The following is a 16,012-nucleotide window of genomic DNA, read 5'->3' on the forward strand; positions in this document are numbered from 1 at the left end:
GCCAGCGATGGGGCCTTAGAAATCACCCCAAAGCTGTTGGGCCACCGCCAGCGCAACCACTGGCGCCGTCTCTGTGCGCAACACCCGCGGGCCGAGGCGGGCGGCGTGGAAGCCGTTGCCTTTGGCTTGCTCGACTTCGGCGTCAGTCAGGCCACCTTCAGGCCCGATCAGGAAGGCCAAAGTCGCCGGTTTGGCATGACTCACCAACGGCTCCGCCACCGGATGCAACACCAGTTTCAACTCGGCTTCGGTCTGTTTGATCCAGTCCGCCAGCAACACCGGCGGATGAATCACCGGCACCCGCGAGCGCCCGCATTGTTCACAGGCGCTGATCGCCACCTGACGCCAGTGCAGCAGGCGTTTGTCGGCGCGTTCGTCCTTGAGGCGGACTTCACAGCGATCACTGAAGATCGGCGTAATTTCATTCACGCCCAGTTCGGTGGCTTTCTGAATTGCCCAATCCATGCGCTCGCCACGGGACAGTCCCTGGCCGAGGTGGATGTGCAGCGGCGATTCGACCTGGCCGGCGAATTGTTCGTCGATCTGCACGGTTACACGTTTCTTGCCGACTTCCAGCAGGGCGCCGCGAAATTCATGGCCGGAACCGTCGAACAGCTGCACCGCATCGCCCTCGGCCATGCGCAGCACGCGGCTGATGTAGTGCGCCTGGGCCTCCGGCAATTCGTGTTCGCCGGTGCTCAGGGGGGCGTCGATAAAGAAGCGGGACAGTCTCATTTCGGGTCTCTCAGATTAGATCGTTCCCACGCTCTGCGTGGGAATGCCTCAATGGACGCTCTGCGTCCGCTTTGGGACGCGGAGCGTCCCGGGCTGCATTCCCACGCGGAGCGTGGGAACGAGCGAGTAAACCGGATCAACCCGGATCGCGGAAGCCGGGGTGGAAGTCTTTCGGCACGGCCACGCTGACGCTGTCACGCGTGGCAATGTCGATGCCTTCGCTGGCGACTTCGGCGAGGAAGTCGATCTGCTCCGGGGTGATCACGTACGGCGGCAGGAAATACACCACGCTACCCAGCGGACGCAGCAACGCGCCACGCTCCAGCGCATGCTGGAACACTTTCAGACCGCGACGTTCCTGCCAAGGGTAGGCCTCTTTGGTGGCTTTATCCTTGACCATCTCGATGGCCAGCACCATGCCGGTCTGGCGCACTTCGGAGACGTTCGGGTGATCGACCAGATGCGCCGTCGCCGAGGCCATGCGCTGGGCCAGCGCCTTGTTGTTCTCGATGACGTTGTCCTGCTCGAAGATATCCAGCGTCGCCAATGCCGCCGCGCACGCCAGCGGGTTGCCGGTGTAGCTGTGCGAATGGAGGAAGGCGCGCAAGGTTGGATAGTCATCGTAGAACGCGCTGTAGACCTCGTCGGTGGTCAGGCACGCGGCCAGCGGCAAATAGCCGCCGGTCAGCGCTTTCGACAGGCAGAGGAAGTCCGGGCGGATGCCGGCCTGTTCACAGGCAAACATGGTTCCGGTGCGACCGAAACCAACGGCGATTTCGTCGAGGATCAAATGCACGCCGTAGCGATCGCAAGCCTCGCGCAGCAATTTCAGATACACCGGGTGATACATGCGCATGCCGCCAGCGCCCTGAATCAGCGGCTCGACGATCACTGCCGCGACGCTGTCATGGTTCTCGGCCAAGGTCTGTTCCATGGCCGCGAACATGTTGCGCGAATGTTCTTCCCAACTCATCCCCTCGGGGCGCCCGTAGCAATCCGGGCTCGGCACCTTGATGGTGTCCATCAGCAGCGCTTTGTAGGTCTCGGTGAACAGCGGCACGTCACCGACCGCCATCGCCGCCATGGTTTCGCCGTGGTAGCTGTTGGTCAGGGTGACGAAGCGCTTCTTGTTCGGTTGACCGCGATTGAGCCAGTAGTGAAAGCTCATTTTCAGCGCGACTTCGATGCAGGACGAACCGTTATCGGCGTAGAACACCCGGTTCAGCCCTTCCGGCGTCATCTTCACCAGACGTTCGGACAGCTCGATCACCGGTTGATGGCTGAAGCCAGCCAGAATCACGTGCTCCAGTTGATCGACCTGATCCTTGATGCGCTGGTTGATGCGCGGGTTGGCGTGGCCGAACACGTTGACCCACCACGAGCTGACGGCGTCGAGGTAGCGCTTGCCTTCGAAGTCTTCGAGCCAGACGCCTTCGCCGCGCTTGATCGGGATCAGCGGCAGCTGTTCGTGGTCTTTCATCTGGGTGCAGGGATGCCACAACACCGCGAGGTCGCGTTGCATCCACTGGTTATTCAGGCCCATTTACAGTCTCCTCGAGGCGGCTCGCGTCAGGCGCGGGCAAACAATCGCGCAAGCCTATGCAATGCATCGCGCGGGGACAACCCATTGTGTCGATTGAGCTACTTTGTATGAGCCGATAGACGTCGCTGGCGGCGTTTTGATGGCTAACGTATTCTTCGCGGTTCTTTGGGTCGTCTGACCCGCAAAACTGCTTTTTCCTACGTGTATTTCCGGAGTTCGCTGAATGTCTGTCGGTTGGCTGCGCGCCTGTGCGCTGGTGATGTTGGGGCTGTTCAGCGTTACAGCGCTGGCCAAGGATAAAACTGCAATCGTGATCGGCGGCGGCCTCTCGGGTCTGACTGCCGCTTACGAACTGCAAAACAAAGGCTGGCAGGTCACCCTGCTGGAAGCCAAGCCGAGCTTGGGCGGACGCTCGGGCATGGCCACCAGCGAGTGGATCGGCAACGACAAGACCCAGCCGGTGCTGAACAAGTACGTGTCGACGTTCAAGCTGGGCACCACGGCGGCACCTGAGTTCGTGCGGACCCCGGGCTACCTGATCGACGGCGAGTATTTCTCTGCCGCCGATCTGGCGACCAAGCAACCGGCCACCGCCGATGCCCTGAAGCGCTATCAGAAAACCCTCGACGATCTGGCGCGCTCGATCGACGACCCGCAGAACCCGGCGGCGACCAGTACGTTGCACGCACTGGACCAGATCACCGTATCGAGCTGGCTCGACAAGCAGAACCTGCCGGCCACTGCGCGTCAGCTGATCAACCAGGACATCCGCACCCACTACGACGAACCTTCGCGTCTGTCGCTGCTGTACTTCGCGCAGCAGAACCGCGTGTATCGCGGCATCTCCGACCGTGACCTGCGCGCTTCGCGTCTGGTCGGCGGCAGCCAGGTGCTGGCGCAGGCGTTCGTCAAACAGATCAAAACCATCAAGACCAACTCGCCGGTGTCGGCGATCAATCAGGACAAGGATGGCGTGACCGTCAAGGTCGGCAGTGTTGGTTATCAGGCTGATTACGTTGTACTGGCCGTGCCATTGCGTGCGCTGAACAAGATTGCTTTGACGCCGGCGCTGGATGCCCAGCACATGGCCGCGATCAAGGGCACCAACTACGGCTGGCGCGACCAGATCATGCTGAAGTTCAAGACGCCGGTGTGGGAAAGCAAGGCGCGCATGTCCGGCGAGATCTACAGCAACACCGGTCTCGGCATGCTCTGGATCGAACCTGCCCTGAAGGGCGGCGCCAACGTGGTGATCAACCTGTCCGGCGACAATGCCCGCGTGATGCAGGCGTTCGGCGACAAGCAGATGGTCGATCAGGTGCTGATCCGTCTGCACGCGTTTTATCCACAGGCCCGTGGCTCGTTCACCGGTTATGAAATCCGTCGCTACAGCACCGACCCGTCGATGGGCGGTGCGTACCTGGCTTACGGCCCGGGGCAGATCAGCAAGTTCTGGCGCCTGTGGGAGCGTCCGTTGCAACGCGTGACGTTTGCCGGCGAACACACCGACACCTTGTACCCGGGCACGCTGGAAGGCGCACTGCGCACCGGTCAGCGTGCGGCCAGTCAGGTTGAAGATCTGGCGGCGGGCAAATCGTTCGAGCCAGCCAAAGTGGTCCCGGCCGCAGCAGCGGCAGGCGCGGCGGGTGCCGTGGCGGCGAAGAAGGGTAACTTCTTCACTAATCTGTTCGGCGGTTCGGATGACGAGAAGAAGCCTGAGCCAGTGAAGGCGCCAGAGCCGGCACCTGCTCCGGTCGCTCCAGCACCTGCGCCGACCCCGGCACCTGCGCCAGCTCCGGTGGAAGCGCCGAAGCCTGCAGCTCCTGTAAAGGCTGAGCCTGCGAAGAAAGCGGCAGCCAAGCCTGCGGCGAAGAAGCCGGCGGCTAAAACCGAAGCGAAAAAGCCTGCGGCGAAACCGGCGGCGAAGAAGGCTGAACCGGCGAAGAAGCCAGCGGCCAAGCCTGCGGCAACGACCGAGACCAAGGCGCAGTAAGCCTTGCGGTGAATGAAGAAGCGCGGCGTTTATGCCGCGCTTTTTTTTGCCTGTGAGGGCCCCATCGCTGGCAAGCCAGCTCCCACAGGTTTCTGAGGTGAACGCAGAATTTGTGAACGCCACCGACCACTGTGGGAGCGGGCTTGCCCGCGATGAAGCCTGTCCAGACAGCGCATCATCAGGATCTGCCACCTAACATCCCGCCACACTTTCCCCGTTAATCTTTCCTTAACAAGCCACTTCCAGACTCTTGATCGTATTTCTCGATATTTCAAAGCGAAATTTTCCGCTTTAATTCGATAGATAACTCGCTAGTCTTGGTTCGCAGTTCTCACAGGATTTGGGCAATGCAGCTACGTAACTCTTCTTCGCGCTATGGTTGGGTCAGCATCTTCATGCACTGGGGCGTGGCGCTGGTGGTCTTCGGGCTGTTTGCGCTGGGCCTGTGGATGGTCGGGCTGGATTACTACAGCAGCTGGCGCAAAGAGGCGCCGGATCTGCACAAGAGTATCGGCCTGGTGTTGCTGGCCGTGATGGTGTTGCGGGTGCTGTGGCGTTTTATCAGCCCACCGCCGCCGACGCTGCAGAGCTACAGCCGCATGACCCGGATCGGCGCCAAGTTCGGCCACGGGTTTCTGTATCTGGCGCTGTTCGCTGTGATGCTTGCCGGTTACCTGATTTCCACCGCAGACGGTGTCGGGATTCCGGTGTTTGGCCTGTTTGAAGTTCCTGCACTGGTTTCCGGGCTACCGGATCAGGCAGATACCGCTGGGGTGATTCATCTCTGGCTGGCGTGGGCACTGGTAATTTTTTCCGGTCTCCATGCGTTGGCAGCATTGAAGCACCACTTTATCGATCGTGATGCGACCCTGACGCGAATGCTCGGTCGCAAAGCCTGAAATTCAACCTCGACTCAAAGGAAAAGAAAGCATGTTGAAAAAGACTCTGGCCGCTCTGGCAATCGGTTCTGCACTGCTCTCGGCCCAGGCCATGGCGGCGGACTACAAAATCGACAAGGAAGGTCAGCACGCCTTCGTTGACTGGAAAATCAGCCACCTGGGTTACAGCTTCATCCACGGTACTTTCAAAGATTTCGACGGTACGTTCTCGTGGGATTCGGCCAAGCCTGAAGCCAGCAAAATCTCCGTCGATGTGAAAACCGCCAGCCTTTGGTCGAACCACGCTGAACGTGACAAGCACATCGCCAGCAAAGACTTCCTCGACGTGGGCAAGTTTGCTGACGCCAAGTTCGTCTCCACCGCTGTTAAGTCGACCGGTGAAAAGACTGCTGACGTGACTGGCGACCTGACCCTGCACGGCGTGACCAAGCCTGTGACCTTCAAGGCCACGTTCAACGGCGAAGGCAAGGATCCATGGGGCGGCGAGCGTGCTGGTTTCAACGCCAAGACCACCCTCAACCTGAACGATTTCGGGATCAAGGGCCCAGGTCCTACCTCGCAAACTGCGGATCTGGACATCTCGCTGGAAGGCGTGAAAGTTAAATAACTTTCGTCCGCCACACAAAAACGCCCCCGGTCGAAAGGCCGGGGGCGTTTTTTATTGCCTGCCACAACCCTGATCCCCTGTAGGAGCTGCCGAAGGCTGCTCCTACAGAAAGCGGGTTTGGGTCGTCCATAAAAAATGCCCCGGCTCTTTCGAGGCGGGGCATTTTTCATTGCAGCGTCAAATCAGCGATTGCGGGTCAGCAAGGCTGGTTTTTCGCCACGCGGGCGGCTTGGCAGTTGATCAAGCTGCTCAGGCGTCGGGAAGCGATCGGCTTTCGATTCCTTGTGCATGATCTTCGGGCCGGTGCTGCGCGGGTTCTGCACGGCTGGCTCGCTGCGTGGCTGATCGTCACGGGCTGGACGGCGGTTGCGCGAGGACGAAGCGGAATCGTCGCGACGACCCGACTGACCGTCACGCGGTGCACCATTGCGCGGGCCGCTGCGTTTGGCCGGTGGTGTGCCGGTGCTCGAACCGTTGCTGTTGCGCGGGCCGTTCTGGCGACCCTGCGACTGACCGCCGCGAGGTGCGCCCGAACCTGCGCCAGCACCTTGAGCCGGTGCGCCTGGACGACGACCACGGCCGCCAGCAGGAGCCGGTTTCGGCACGTAGTCAACGCGGTTACCGAAGTTATCGATATCGTCGTCGAGGAATTCGTCCGGTGCGCGATCCGCTGCCGCACGTGGCGGTTGGCTCGGACGCTGTTCGCGGCTCGGAGTACCTTCGCGCGGTTTCTGCTGACGGGCAGGGCGCTCGCCACGTTCACCGGCCGGTTTTTCCTTGCCCTTGTCTTTGCCTTTGTCCTTACGACCGCCACCACCGCCGCCGCCATTCGGCCCGTCGCCGCGTGGGCCACGTGGATTGCGCGGGTTACGCACGTCCGGACGTTCACGCACTTCCGGCTTCTCGGCTTCAATGGTGCTCGAATCGAAGCCCATCAGGTCGCCGTCGGCGATTTTCTGTTTGGTCATGCGTTCGATGCTTTTCAGCAGTTTTTCTTCGTCCGGCGCGACCAGCGAAATCGCCTCGCCCGAACGACCGGCACGGCCAGTACGGCCGATGCGGTGCACGTAATCTTCATCGACGTTCGGCAGTTCGAAGTTGACCACATGTGGCAACTGATCGATGTCCAGACCGCGCGCGGCGATGTCGGTAGCCACCAGGATGCGCACCTGGTTGGCCTTGAAGTCGGCCAGCGCTTTGGTCCGCGCGTTCTGGCTCTTGTTACCGTGGATCGCCACAGCCGGCAGGCCGTGCTTGTCCAGGTACTCGGCCAGACGGTTGGCGCCGTGCTTGGTACGGGTGAAGACCAGTACCTGTTCCCATGCGCCGGCGGTGATCAGGTGCGCCAGCAGCGCACGCTTGTGGCTGGCCGGCAGACGGAACACGCGTTGTTCGATGCGCTCGACCGTGGTGTTCGGCGGCGTCACTTCGATGCGTTCCGGGTTGTGCAGCAGCTTGCCGGCGAGGTCGGTGATGTCTTTGGAGAAGGTTGCCGAGAACAGCAGGTTCTGACGCTTGGACGGCAGACGCGCGAGAACTTTTTTCACGTCGTGCACGAAACCCATGTCGAGCATGCGGTCGGCTTCGTCGAGGACGAGGATTTCCACGTGGGACAGGTCAACGCTGCCCTGGCCGCAGAGATCGAGCAAACGACCCGGGCACGCAACGAGCACGTCAACACCACGGGACATGGCCTGAACCTGTGGGTTCATGCCAACGCCGCCGAAGATGCAGGCGCTGACGAATTTCAGGTCACGGGCGTAGATCTTGAAGCTCTCGTGAACCTGGGCCGCGAGTTCGCGGGTCGGGGTCAGGACCAGTACACGCGGTTGGCGCGGGCCATGACGCTGGGATTTGTCCGGGTGACCATTGGGGAACAACCGCTCCAGGATCGGAAGGGCGAAACCGCCGGTTTTACCGGTACCTGTCTGTGCCGCAACCATCAGGTCGCGACCTTGCAACACGGCGGGAATGGCCCGCTGTTGCACCGGAGTAGGCTCGGTATAGCCCGCATCTTCGATGGCGCGGACTAAAGCCTCGGAGAGACCGAGGGAAGCAAAGGACATGAGTAATCCTGTTTTAGTTAGGGCTTGGCCCAATGGGAGTCTTGCCTGGCGCGAATCACGTTTAAGAGGACGCAATCCCGTCCGGTCCTGCTGCGGTTCCGAAGGCACGTCTGGAGCGCTCGCGCGGGCTGCAAAGCTGCGCTGTAGCGGGTCGAGAGGCCTGTTACGGTTCCGGGCGTCCGGGCGTGAGCCTGGCGGGAACGCCGGAGTATAACAGAGCAATCACTGCGCGCTGCTTTCCTGCTGCTCAACGGTTTTGCCGCTGGCCGTGGCTGAATTCATTGATGGGCTGCTGGCGGGGGCGGCGCCGTAGCGTGCGCTCAGCTCGGCGTAGGCCGGTTCGCGCTTGAATCGCTTGAGCTCGGCGCCAAACCGCTGCACCAGCAAATCCATGCCGGCATTGCGTCGAACCGCGAGAAACTGGCTCTGACGGCTAATAACCGTCGGGTTTTCGGTGATTTGATCGCGAATATTCAGCTCATCGAGCAAATGCTGACCGACGCGACGGTCAGTGATCAGCAAGTCAATGCGACCGCGCACCAGTTTGCCGAAGTTGGCTTCGTGGGTCGGGGCCGGTTCACGGGTAAACAATGTTGATTCGCTGAAGTCTGGGCTATAGAGATAACCCGGCGAGGTGCCGATGGTCAGGCCTTTGAGTTCTTCGAGTTTGCTGAACGGGTGCGGCCGGTCGTTGGCGTAAAACATCACGAATTCGACGTCCGACAGCGGCTCGCTCGGGTAGAGCAGGGTGGCGTCGCGCTCATCGCTATGGAAGATATCCAGCGCGCCATCGGCAAGGCCGTTTTCAAGCATCGACAGGCAACGCTTCCACGGCAGGAATTGCCATTCGACTTCTATGCCCAGCCGTTTGAAGACGATGGCCGTGGTTTCGTAATCCAGCCCGAGGTTCTTACCGTTCTCTTCATAGACGTAAGGCGCCCACGGCTCGGTGACAATACGCAACTTCTCGCCTCGAGCGGCGAAGCTCAGGCAAGCAAAAACCAGCACGGCGAATAACTGCGTGATCAAAGGCATGGCTTGAGATTACGACGAGAAACGCGAAAGAGCCAGAAAGTGCCTGCACAAGCTCTAATTCGGGGATTTAAAAGCAAAAGATCGCAGCCTTCGGCAGCTCCTACAGGTGTAATTAAATCCTGTGTAGGAGCTGCCGAAGGCTGCGATCTTTTGATCTTGCTTGTTGCTTTCAGCTTGAAGCTTGCCGCTGTTTCAACGCGGCAACTTCAGGTTATTCCAGATCGCCAGACTCGGCTCAGCCTGGTTCATGGAATAGAAGTGCAGCCCCGGCGCGCCGCCCTGCAACAGGCGTTCGCACATCTCGCTGACGACTTGCTCACCAAAGCGCTGAATGCTTTGTGTGTCATCGCCGTAGGCTTCCAGTTGCTTGCGGATCCAGCGCGGGATTTCCGCACCGCAGGCATCGGAGAAGCGCGCGAGTTTGCTGTAGTTGGTGATCGGCATGATCCCCGGAACGATTGGCAGATCGACACCCTGCGCCTGCAAACGGTCGACGAAATAGAAGTAGCTGTCGGCGTTGAAGAAGTACTGGGTGATTGCGCTGTCGGCGCCGGCACGGGCCTTGCGCACGAAGTTGGCCAGATCGTCTTCGTAGTTGCGTGCTTGTGGATGCATCTCCGGGTAAGCGGCAACTTCGATGTGGAAATGATCGCCGGTTTCTTCACGAATGAATTCAACCAGTTCATTGGCGTGACGCAGCTCGCCGCTGGTCATGCCCATGCCGGACGGCAGGTCACCACGCAGGGCGACGATGCGCTTGATGCCGGCAGCCTTGTACTCGTTCAGCAGGCCGCGCAGATCGTCCTTGCTGTCGCCGACGCACGACAGGTGCGGTGCGGCCGGGATTTTGACTTCGCTTTCCAGTTGCAGAACGGTGTTGAGGGTGCGATCACGGGTCGAACCACCAGCGCCATAGGTGCAGGAAAAGAAATCAGGGTTGTAAGTGGCCAACTGACGGGCAGTGGCGAGCAGTTTTTCATGCCCAGCATCGGTCTTGGTCGGGAAGAACTCGAAGCTGTAGCGACGGTCTTGAGACATGGTCATACCCTTGGAAACACGTAAGCCGGACGCTGCACCCTGTAGGAGCTGCCGCAGGCTGCGATCTTTGCAGATCAACAGATCGCAGCCTGCGGCAGCTCCTACACAGAGCGGTCAGCAGCGCCAGTCAGGCAACGCGGTGCGCCAGGCACACCGCGTCGACGCTCAGCCAATCAGTAGCGGTAAGCGTGTGGCTTGAACGGGCCTTCGACGGTGACGCCGATGTAGTCAGCCTGTTGCTTGGTCAGTTGAGTGACCACGCCACCGAAGCCGCGAACCATTTCCAGAGCCACTTCTTCGTCGAGTTTCTTCGGCAGTACTTCAACGGTCAGACGCTCGGCTTTCTGGGCTGGCGACAGGTCGGCGTACTTCTGGCCGAACAGGAAGATCTGTGCCAGAACCTGGTTGGCGAACGAACCGTCCATGATGCGGCTCGGGTGGCCAGTGGCGTTACCCAGGTTTACCAGACGGCCTTCGGCCAGCAGGATCAGGTAGTCGTCGTTCTGAGCGTCGAAAGCGCCCGGGCCGGTACGGTGGATCTTGTGTACCTGTGGCTTCACTTCTTCCCATGCCCAGTTCTTGCGCATGAAAGCGGTGTCGATCTCGTTGTCGAAGTGACCGATGTTGCAGACAACAGCGCGCTTCTTCAGAGCTTTGAGCATGTTCGCGTCGCAAACGTTGACGTTACCGGTGGTGGTCACGATCAGGTCGATCTTGCCCAGCAGCGCTTTGTCGATGCTTGCTTCGGTGCCGTTGTTGATACCGTCGATGAACGGCGAAACCAGTTCGAAACCGTCCATGCACGCCTGCATGGCGCAGATCGGGTCAACTTCGGAAACCTTAACGATCATGCCTTCCTGACGCAGGGACTGAGCGGAGCCCTTGCCCACGTCACCGTAACCGATGACCAGCGCTTGCTTGCCGGACAGCAGGTGGTCAGTACCGCGCTTGATCGCGTCGTTCAGGCTGTGACGGCAGCCGTACTTGTTGTCGTTCTTGGACTTGGTCACCGAGTCGTTGACGTTGATGGCCGGGATTTTCAGCTCGCCCTTGGCCAGCATGTCCAGCAGACGGTGTACGCCGGTGGTGGTTTCTTCGGTCACGCCGTGAACGCGATCCAGTACTTGTGGGTACTTGTCGTGCAGCAACTGAGTCAGGTCGCCGCCGTCGTCGAGGATCATGTTGGCGTCCCATGGCTGGCCATCCTTCAGGATGGTCTGCTCCAGGCACCACTCGTACTCTTCTTCAGTTTCGCCTTTCCAGGCGAAAACCGGGATACCGGCAGCAGCGATAGCGGCAGCAGCCTGATCCTGAGTGGAGAAAATGTTGCACGACGACCAACGTACTTCGGCACCCAGAGCAACCAGGGTTTCGATCAGCACGGCAGTCTGAATGGTCATGTGGATGCAGCCGAGGATCTTGGCGCCTTTCAACGGCTGTTCGCCGGAATACTTGCGACGCAGACCCATCAGAGCCGGCATTTCCGATTCGGCGATGATGGTTTCGCGACGGCCCCAGGCAGCCAGGGACATGTCGGCAACTTTGTAATCGTTAAAATCTGCAGGCGTGATAACAGCGCTCATGAAGAGCCTCCATTCGTAATGTATGCGAATGGGCGCCGTTGTGCGTTTAGTGTCCAGCCTAAGGCCGGTCAACGCCCCATCCGAGCCTGACAGGTTGAACCTGCTGCAGCGCCCCTCGGACAGGTGGCGGGAAAACGGTATCAATTGAAGATGACCGTTTTGAAACGGGGGCGATTATAGCCGTCTAGACTGATCTTCCAAAGGGTTTCTGTCGGCCAAATGAAGATCGTTAATGACGACCATAGTCGAAGCCGCATGGAGCCTGACCGCTCAGTCTGCCAAGATACCGTCCATCGTTCGGCAAGACACTCAGGAGTGAAGATGAATTTCCACACCCGCAAATGGGTAAAACCCGAAGACCTCAACCCCAACGGCACCCTGTTCGGCGGCAGCCTGCTGCGCTGGATCGACGAGGAAGCGGCTATTTACGCCATTGTGCAGTTGGGCAATCAGCGCGTGGTGACCAAGTACATTTCCGAAATCAACTTCGTCAGCGCCTCGCGCCAGGGCGACATCATCGAACTGGGCATTACCGCCACCGAATTCGGCCGCACCTCGATCACCCTGACGTGCGAAGTGCGCAACAAGATCACCCGCAAGAGCATTCTCACCGTTGAGAAGATGGTTTTTGTGAACCTCGGTGAAGACGGCTTGCCGGCACCGCACGGGCGCACTGAAATCAAGTACGTCAAAGACCAGTTTCAGGAAGATGAGTTAGTCAGCGAGTAATGCGAGCTCTGTAGGAGCTGCCGCAGGCTGCGATCTTTTGATCTTGTTTTATAGAGGCAAGATCAAAAGATCGTCCGATCGCGGCCCGAGCCTTCGGCAGCTCCTACACTATTAGCGTGGCGCTCACAGAACGTATTCCAAGCCGCAAGGGTCGTAGGTAAACACCACCCCCACGGTTCCCACGCCATGACCACTCCCACCGACGGCAAGACCCCCGATCTCTCGGCCAAAGAGCAACACGAAGTCGAGAAAAACCAGCCGCCCCGCGCGGCCGTTCTGCACGAAATCATCCGCAGCCAAGGCGATCAGGAACTGGAGCGCAGCATCGCCGCGCTGTGGTGGTCGGCGCTGGCGGCCGGGCTGACCATGGGCTTGTCATTGATGGGCATGGGCCTGCTCAACTCGCGCCTGCCCGACGGTGACGAATTCAAGGTGATCGCCAGCTTCGGTTACTGCGCAGGTTTTCTCGCGGTGATCCTCGCCCGTCAGCAACTGTTCACCGAAAACACCCTGACTGCCGTGCTGCCGGTCATGACCAAGCCGACCCTGCAAAACTTCGGCCGGCTGATCCGCCTGTGGACGGTGGTGCTGGTCGGCAACCTGTGCGGCACGATTCTGGTCGCGTACGTGATGCTCGAACTGCCGATCTTCGACACCAAGACGGACCATGCCTTTCTCGAAATCGGCCGCAAGGTCATGGAAAACCACGCCAGCCAGATGTTCGCCAAGGGCATCGTTTCCGGCTGGATGATCGCCACTATGGTCTGGATGATTCCGTCCATGGAGAGCGCGAAGATGTGGATCATTATCCTCATCACCTACCTGATGGCGCTCGGCGACTTCACTCACATCGTGGTGGGTTCGGCGGAGGTGTCATATCTGGTGTTCGCCGGCGAGCTGCCGTGGAGTGATTTCTGGATGGTCTTCGCTGGGCCGACGCTGGCGGGGAACATCATTGGCGGCAGCTTTATTTTCGCGCTGATCAGCCATGCGCAGATTCGCAGTGAGAGCGGTGCGCCAAAGACGGATAAACCCGCCTCTGGCGAATCCCGCGAGGATGATTCAGACAGCAAAAGCCGATAGTTTCAGGCGTTGAACGGCGGGCTGACCGGTGACGCGGCCGGCTCGCTTTCAGGCGCCTTGAGCTGGCCTTCCCAACGTGCAATGACCAGCGGCGCCAGCGCGTTGCCCAACACGTTCAGCGCAGTCACCGGCATGTCCATCAACCGGTAAACGCCAGCGATGATCGCCACGCCTTCCACTGGCAATCCGGCGGCGGTCAGCGTTGCCGTCAGAATGATGAACATGAAGCCCGGCACGCCCGCCGCGCCTTTGGATGTCAGCACCATGATCAGCACCAGCATCGCCTGATCTGCCAGACCCAGGTCAATGCCATAAGCCTGAGCGATGAACAATGTGCCCAGCCCTGCAAACAGTGATGCGCCGTCGAGGTTGAACGAGTAGCCCAGCGGAATGACCATGCTGGTAATCGGGCGCGGCGCTCCATAGCGTTCCATTTTTTCGATCAACTGCGGCATCACCGTGGCCGAAGCAGCGCTGCTGTAGGCCAGCAGTAGTTCACTGCGTATTTCGCGGATAAGGTGGAAAAAACGGATCCCGGCCATTCGCGCCACCAAACCCAGCACGCACAATGCGAACAGCAACACCGCCACATAAGTGATGCCGATCAGCTTGGCCAGTGGCAGTAAGGCGCTCAGGCCAAAGCTGGCTACAGTCACGCCGATCAGGCCGAAAATACCGATCGGCGAATAGTGCATGACCAGATGCGTGACTTTGAACATGGTGTCGGAAACCGCCTGCATCACCGCGATCAGCGGCGCCTTCTGTTGCTCGGGCAGCATCGACAAGGCGCAGCCGAACAGGATGGCAAAGAACAACACCGACAGCAGTTTGCCCTGCGACATGGCCAATACGATGTTGTCCGGGACGATGTTGACCAAGGTTCGACCCAGGTTCTGCGTTTCACCCGTAGTGGCCAGGCCGGTGACCGGTGCTTGCAAGGTGCTGCTGAAATCCGCGCCAGCGCCGGGCTGGAATACATTGCCGATGATCAGCCCGAAGACGATGGCGATGCTGGTGATCGTGAAAAAATACACCAGTGTTTTTATCCCGACCCGTCCCAAGGCCTTGGTACTGCCCGCGCCGGCAATGCCAACGACCATGCAGGCAAAGACCAGCGGTACGACGATCATTTTCATCAGCCTGATAAACAGGTCGCCCGCCGGTTGCAGCAGGTTGTCGATAAACCAGGCTTTGTGTTCGGGAAACTGGTTGAGGAGGATGCCGACGACGACCCCGGCGGCGAGCCCGATCATGATGCGAGTGACCAGGCTGGTGGATGTTTTGCTACTCATGCTGTGCCCCTTTTTATTGTGTTTGTTGGGGTTGGAATCAATGCGCAAACAGACCGTTGAAGTCCTTGAAGCCTTTGACTTCGATCGGGTTGCCGCTGGGGTCAAGGAAGAACATCGTGCGTTGCTCGCCCGCTTCGCCGGCGAAACGAATCACCGGTGGGATTTCAAAGTGAGTGCCCAGGCGGTTCAGCCGCTCGGCCAGTTCCAGCCATTCCTCTAGCGGTAGCACCACACCGAGGTGTGGCATCAGCACCTTGTGCTCGCCGACCTGCCCGGTGCGGGTTGTCGCGAAGGGTTTGCCCAGGTGCAGCGAGAGTTGATTGCCGAAAAAGTCGAAGTCGACCCACGTCTCTGTACTGCGGCCTTCAGTGCAGCCCAACACATCTCGATAAAAAGTCCGCGTCTGTTCCAGGTCGCAAACATGGTATGCAGCGTGAAAAGGTCTGTTCATGTGATAGCCCTGAGTGAAGGAGCACTCAGGGTAAACAGGCCATGCGGCGGGGCAAAACGGCTTCGCCTTGTTCTGAGCGAAAGGAAAACTTATGGACGTGCGCTTTCTTCAAAGCCTGATCGCAGTAGTTGAAACCGGTTCGATTGCGGCCGCCGCTCGCCGCGAAAACCGCACGGCGGCGGCGATCAGTCAGCGAGTTCAGGCACTCGAACGGTCACTGGGTTATGCCTTGTTGGTGCGCACCGCGCATGCCGTACGGCCATCGGATCTCTGTCTGCAGGTGCTGCCGCAAATCAGGGCGATCATCGAACAGGCGCAGGCGTTGCAAAACGATCTGAACCACGATGCTCTGACGGGAGAGGTGAAGATTGGCGCGATCTCGACGGCGTTGACGGGTGTGTTGCCGGGGTTGATCGAGCGATTGGCATTTTCGGCGCCGGCGTTGAAGCTGAAGATCACGCCCGGGGATTCAAAAAGCCTTTACGAAAAAGTGCTGGCGGGCGAACTGGATGCGGCGATTCTGGTCAGGCCACCATTTCAGCCACCCAAGGCTCTGGCGCTGACCGTGCTTAAGATCGAGCCGTTGGTTCTGGTTGCTCCGGCCACGCACACCGGGCAATCGCTGGAAACATTGCTGCGTGCAGGTCCATTCATACGTTACGACGCGCGTTCATGGGGCGGGCAGATTGCACAGCGCTACCTCGACGAGCAGGCGATCGAGCCGAATTTGCTGTGTGAACTGGATGCGCTGGAAACCATCGTCATGCTCGTCAATCAGGGGATGGGAGTGTCACTGGTGCCGCAATGGGCCGGGATGGCGCTGGACGGAATGTATGTCCTGCCGGTGGAAAAGGAGCAGCGTTATTCGCGGGAACTGGTGGTGATGCACAGCTCGACGCCGCACCGCCCGTTGGCGATGCGACATCTGCTCGAATTACTCTGCGATCCGTCATGAAAG

The 16,012-nt window shown here is 59.7% G+C and carries 14 protein-coding genes and 1 riboswitch; of the genes, 6 read left to right on the top strand and 8 right to left on the bottom strand.

The genetic code is table 11. The features are described 5' to 3' along the window. Positions 1-15: 15 nt before the first annotated feature. Positions 16-735, bottom strand: coding sequence for a 16S rRNA (uracil(1498)-N(3))-methyltransferase (locus ACM6JQ_RS00465; RefSeq protein WP_007913710.1), 720 nt, complete (start codon positions 733-735; stop codon positions 16-18). A 136-nt stretch (positions 736-871) separates the two neighbouring features. Then, positions 872-2,278, bottom strand: a complete 1,407-nt coding sequence (locus ACM6JQ_RS00470) for an adenosylmethionine--8-amino-7-oxononanoate transaminase (protein WP_007913711.1) — start codon at positions 2,276-2,278, stop codon at positions 872-874. A gap of 223 nt (positions 2,279-2,501) precedes the next feature. Here ACM6JQ_RS00470 and ACM6JQ_RS00475 point away from each other — a divergent pair, with 223 nt between their 5' ends. From ACM6JQ_RS00475 to ACM6JQ_RS00485, 3 genes are all read left to right on the top strand, one after another. Next, the gene (locus ACM6JQ_RS00475) at positions 2,502-4,271 is read left to right on the top strand and encodes a flavin monoamine oxidase family protein (RefSeq protein WP_414893068.1); all 1,770 of its coding nucleotides are present in this window, start codon (positions 2,502-2,504) and stop codon (positions 4,269-4,271) included. A gap of 347 nt (positions 4,272-4,618) precedes the next feature. Next, the gene (locus ACM6JQ_RS00480) at positions 4,619-5,170 is read left to right on the top strand and encodes a cytochrome b (RefSeq protein WP_007913713.1); all 552 of its coding nucleotides are present in this window, start codon (positions 4,619-4,621) and stop codon (positions 5,168-5,170) included. A gap of 31 nt (positions 5,171-5,201) precedes the next feature. Next, positions 5,202-5,777, top strand: coding sequence for a YceI family protein (locus ACM6JQ_RS00485; protein WP_007913714.1), 576 nt, complete (start codon positions 5,202-5,204; stop codon positions 5,775-5,777). Between the two features lie 182 nt (positions 5,778-5,959). On the opposite strand, the gene ACM6JQ_RS00490 is transcribed toward ACM6JQ_RS00485, so the two are convergent. From ACM6JQ_RS00490 to ahcY, 4 genes are all read right to left on the bottom strand, one after another. Then, positions 5,960-7,843, bottom strand: coding sequence for a DEAD/DEAH box helicase (locus ACM6JQ_RS00490; protein ID WP_007913716.1), 1,884 nt, complete (start codon positions 7,841-7,843; stop codon positions 5,960-5,962). A 222-nt stretch (positions 7,844-8,065) separates the two neighbouring features. Then, positions 8,066-8,878, bottom strand: a complete 813-nt coding sequence (locus ACM6JQ_RS00495) for a substrate-binding periplasmic protein (RefSeq protein WP_414893069.1) — start codon at positions 8,876-8,878, stop codon at positions 8,066-8,068. 192 nt (positions 8,879-9,070) lie between these two features. Beyond that, positions 9,071-9,916, bottom strand: a complete 846-nt coding sequence (gene metF / locus ACM6JQ_RS00500) for a methylenetetrahydrofolate reductase [NAD(P)H] (RefSeq protein WP_007913720.1) — start codon at positions 9,914-9,916, stop codon at positions 9,071-9,073. 173 nt (positions 9,917-10,089) lie between these two features. After that, positions 10,090-11,499 carry an adenosylhomocysteinase gene (ahcY, locus tag ACM6JQ_RS00505; protein ID WP_007913721.1) on the bottom strand — a complete coding sequence of 470 codons (1,410 nt, stop codon included), beginning with the start codon at positions 11,497-11,499 and terminating at the stop codon, positions 10,090-10,092. 23 nt (positions 11,500-11,522) lie between these two features. Further along, a riboswitch (S-adenosyl-L-homocysteine riboswitch) is annotated at positions 11,523-11,622 on the bottom strand. Positions 11,623-11,820: 198 nt separating this feature from the next. Between ahcY and ACM6JQ_RS00510 the strand changes: the two genes are divergently transcribed. Together ACM6JQ_RS00510 and ACM6JQ_RS00515 are read left to right on the top strand one after the other, a co-directional pair. After that, positions 11,821-12,228 carry an acyl-CoA thioesterase gene (locus ACM6JQ_RS00510; protein ID WP_007913723.1) on the top strand — a complete coding sequence of 136 codons (408 nt, stop codon included), beginning with the start codon at positions 11,821-11,823 and terminating at the stop codon, positions 12,226-12,228. Positions 12,229-12,414: 186 nt separating this feature from the next. Next, entirely contained in the window at positions 12,415-13,311 is an 897-nt protein-coding gene (locus tag ACM6JQ_RS00515) for a formate/nitrite transporter family protein (RefSeq protein ID WP_095112779.1), read from the top strand. Positions 13,312-13,313: 2 nt separating this feature from the next. Here the strand turns inward: ACM6JQ_RS00515 and ACM6JQ_RS00520 are convergent, their stop codons facing one another. After that, positions 13,314-14,564, bottom strand: coding sequence for a cation:dicarboxylate symporter family transporter (locus tag ACM6JQ_RS00520; protein WP_095112861.1), 1,251 nt, complete (start codon positions 14,562-14,564; stop codon positions 13,314-13,316). A gap of 76 nt (positions 14,565-14,640) precedes the next feature. Beyond that, a complete protein-coding gene (locus tag ACM6JQ_RS00525) occupies positions 14,641-15,054 on the bottom strand; it encodes a VOC family protein (protein ID WP_095112778.1) in 414 nt (137 codons plus the stop codon). Between the two features lie 91 nt (positions 15,055-15,145). Here ACM6JQ_RS00525 and ACM6JQ_RS00530 point away from each other — a divergent pair, with 91 nt between their 5' ends. Further along, a complete protein-coding gene (locus tag ACM6JQ_RS00530) occupies positions 15,146-16,009 on the top strand; it encodes a LysR family transcriptional regulator (RefSeq protein ID WP_095112777.1) in 864 nt (287 codons plus the stop codon). Positions 16,010-16,012: the final 3 nt, after the last annotated feature.

Origin of the sequence: Pseudomonas sp. IT-232MI5 (genome assembly GCF_949767845.1) — a bacterium.
GTDB lineage: Bacteria > Pseudomonadota > Gammaproteobacteria > Pseudomonadales > Pseudomonadaceae > Aquipseudomonas.

Excerpts from the sequence above, each read along its gene's own strand:
- ACM6JQ_RS00515 (WP_095112779.1), top strand. The coding sequence starts at position 12,415 with ATGACCACTCCCACCGACGGCAAGACCCCCGATCTCTCGGCCAAAGAG.
- ACM6JQ_RS00520 (WP_095112861.1), bottom strand. The coding sequence starts at position 14,564 with ATGATCGGGCTCGCCGCCGGGGTCGTCGTCGGCATCCTCCTCAACCAG.
- ACM6JQ_RS00465 (WP_007913710.1), bottom strand. The coding sequence starts at position 735 with ATGAGACTGTCCCGCTTCTTTATCGACGCCCCCCTGAGCACCGGCGAA.
- ACM6JQ_RS00480 (WP_007913713.1), top strand. The coding sequence starts at position 4,619 with ATGCAGCTACGTAACTCTTCTTCGCGCTATGGTTGGGTCAGCATCTTC.
- ACM6JQ_RS00495 (WP_414893069.1), bottom strand. The coding sequence starts at position 8,878 with ATGCCTTTGATCACGCAGTTATTCGCCGTGCTGGTTTTTGCTTGCCTG.
- ACM6JQ_RS00530 (WP_095112777.1), top strand. The coding sequence starts at position 15,146 with ATGGACGTGCGCTTTCTTCAAAGCCTGATCGCAGTAGTTGAAACCGGT.
- ahcY (WP_007913721.1), bottom strand. The coding sequence starts at position 11,499 with ATGAGCGCTGTTATCACGCCTGCAGATTTTAACGATTACAAAGTTGCC.
- ACM6JQ_RS00490 (WP_007913716.1), bottom strand. The coding sequence starts at position 7,843 with ATGTCCTTTGCTTCCCTCGGTCTCTCCGAGGCTTTAGTCCGCGCCATC.
- ACM6JQ_RS00475 (WP_414893068.1), top strand. The coding sequence starts at position 2,502 with ATGTCTGTCGGTTGGCTGCGCGCCTGTGCGCTGGTGATGTTGGGGCTG.
- ACM6JQ_RS00485 (WP_007913714.1), top strand. The coding sequence starts at position 5,202 with ATGTTGAAAAAGACTCTGGCCGCTCTGGCAATCGGTTCTGCACTGCTC.
- ACM6JQ_RS00510 (WP_007913723.1), top strand. The coding sequence starts at position 11,821 with ATGAATTTCCACACCCGCAAATGGGTAAAACCCGAAGACCTCAACCCC.
- ACM6JQ_RS00525 (WP_095112778.1), bottom strand. The coding sequence starts at position 15,054 with ATGAACAGACCTTTTCACGCTGCATACCATGTTTGCGACCTGGAACAG.
- ACM6JQ_RS00470 (WP_007913711.1), bottom strand. The coding sequence starts at position 2,278 with ATGGGCCTGAATAACCAGTGGATGCAACGCGACCTCGCGGTGTTGTGG.
- metF (WP_007913720.1), bottom strand. The coding sequence starts at position 9,916 with ATGTCTCAAGACCGTCGCTACAGCTTCGAGTTCTTCCCGACCAAGACC.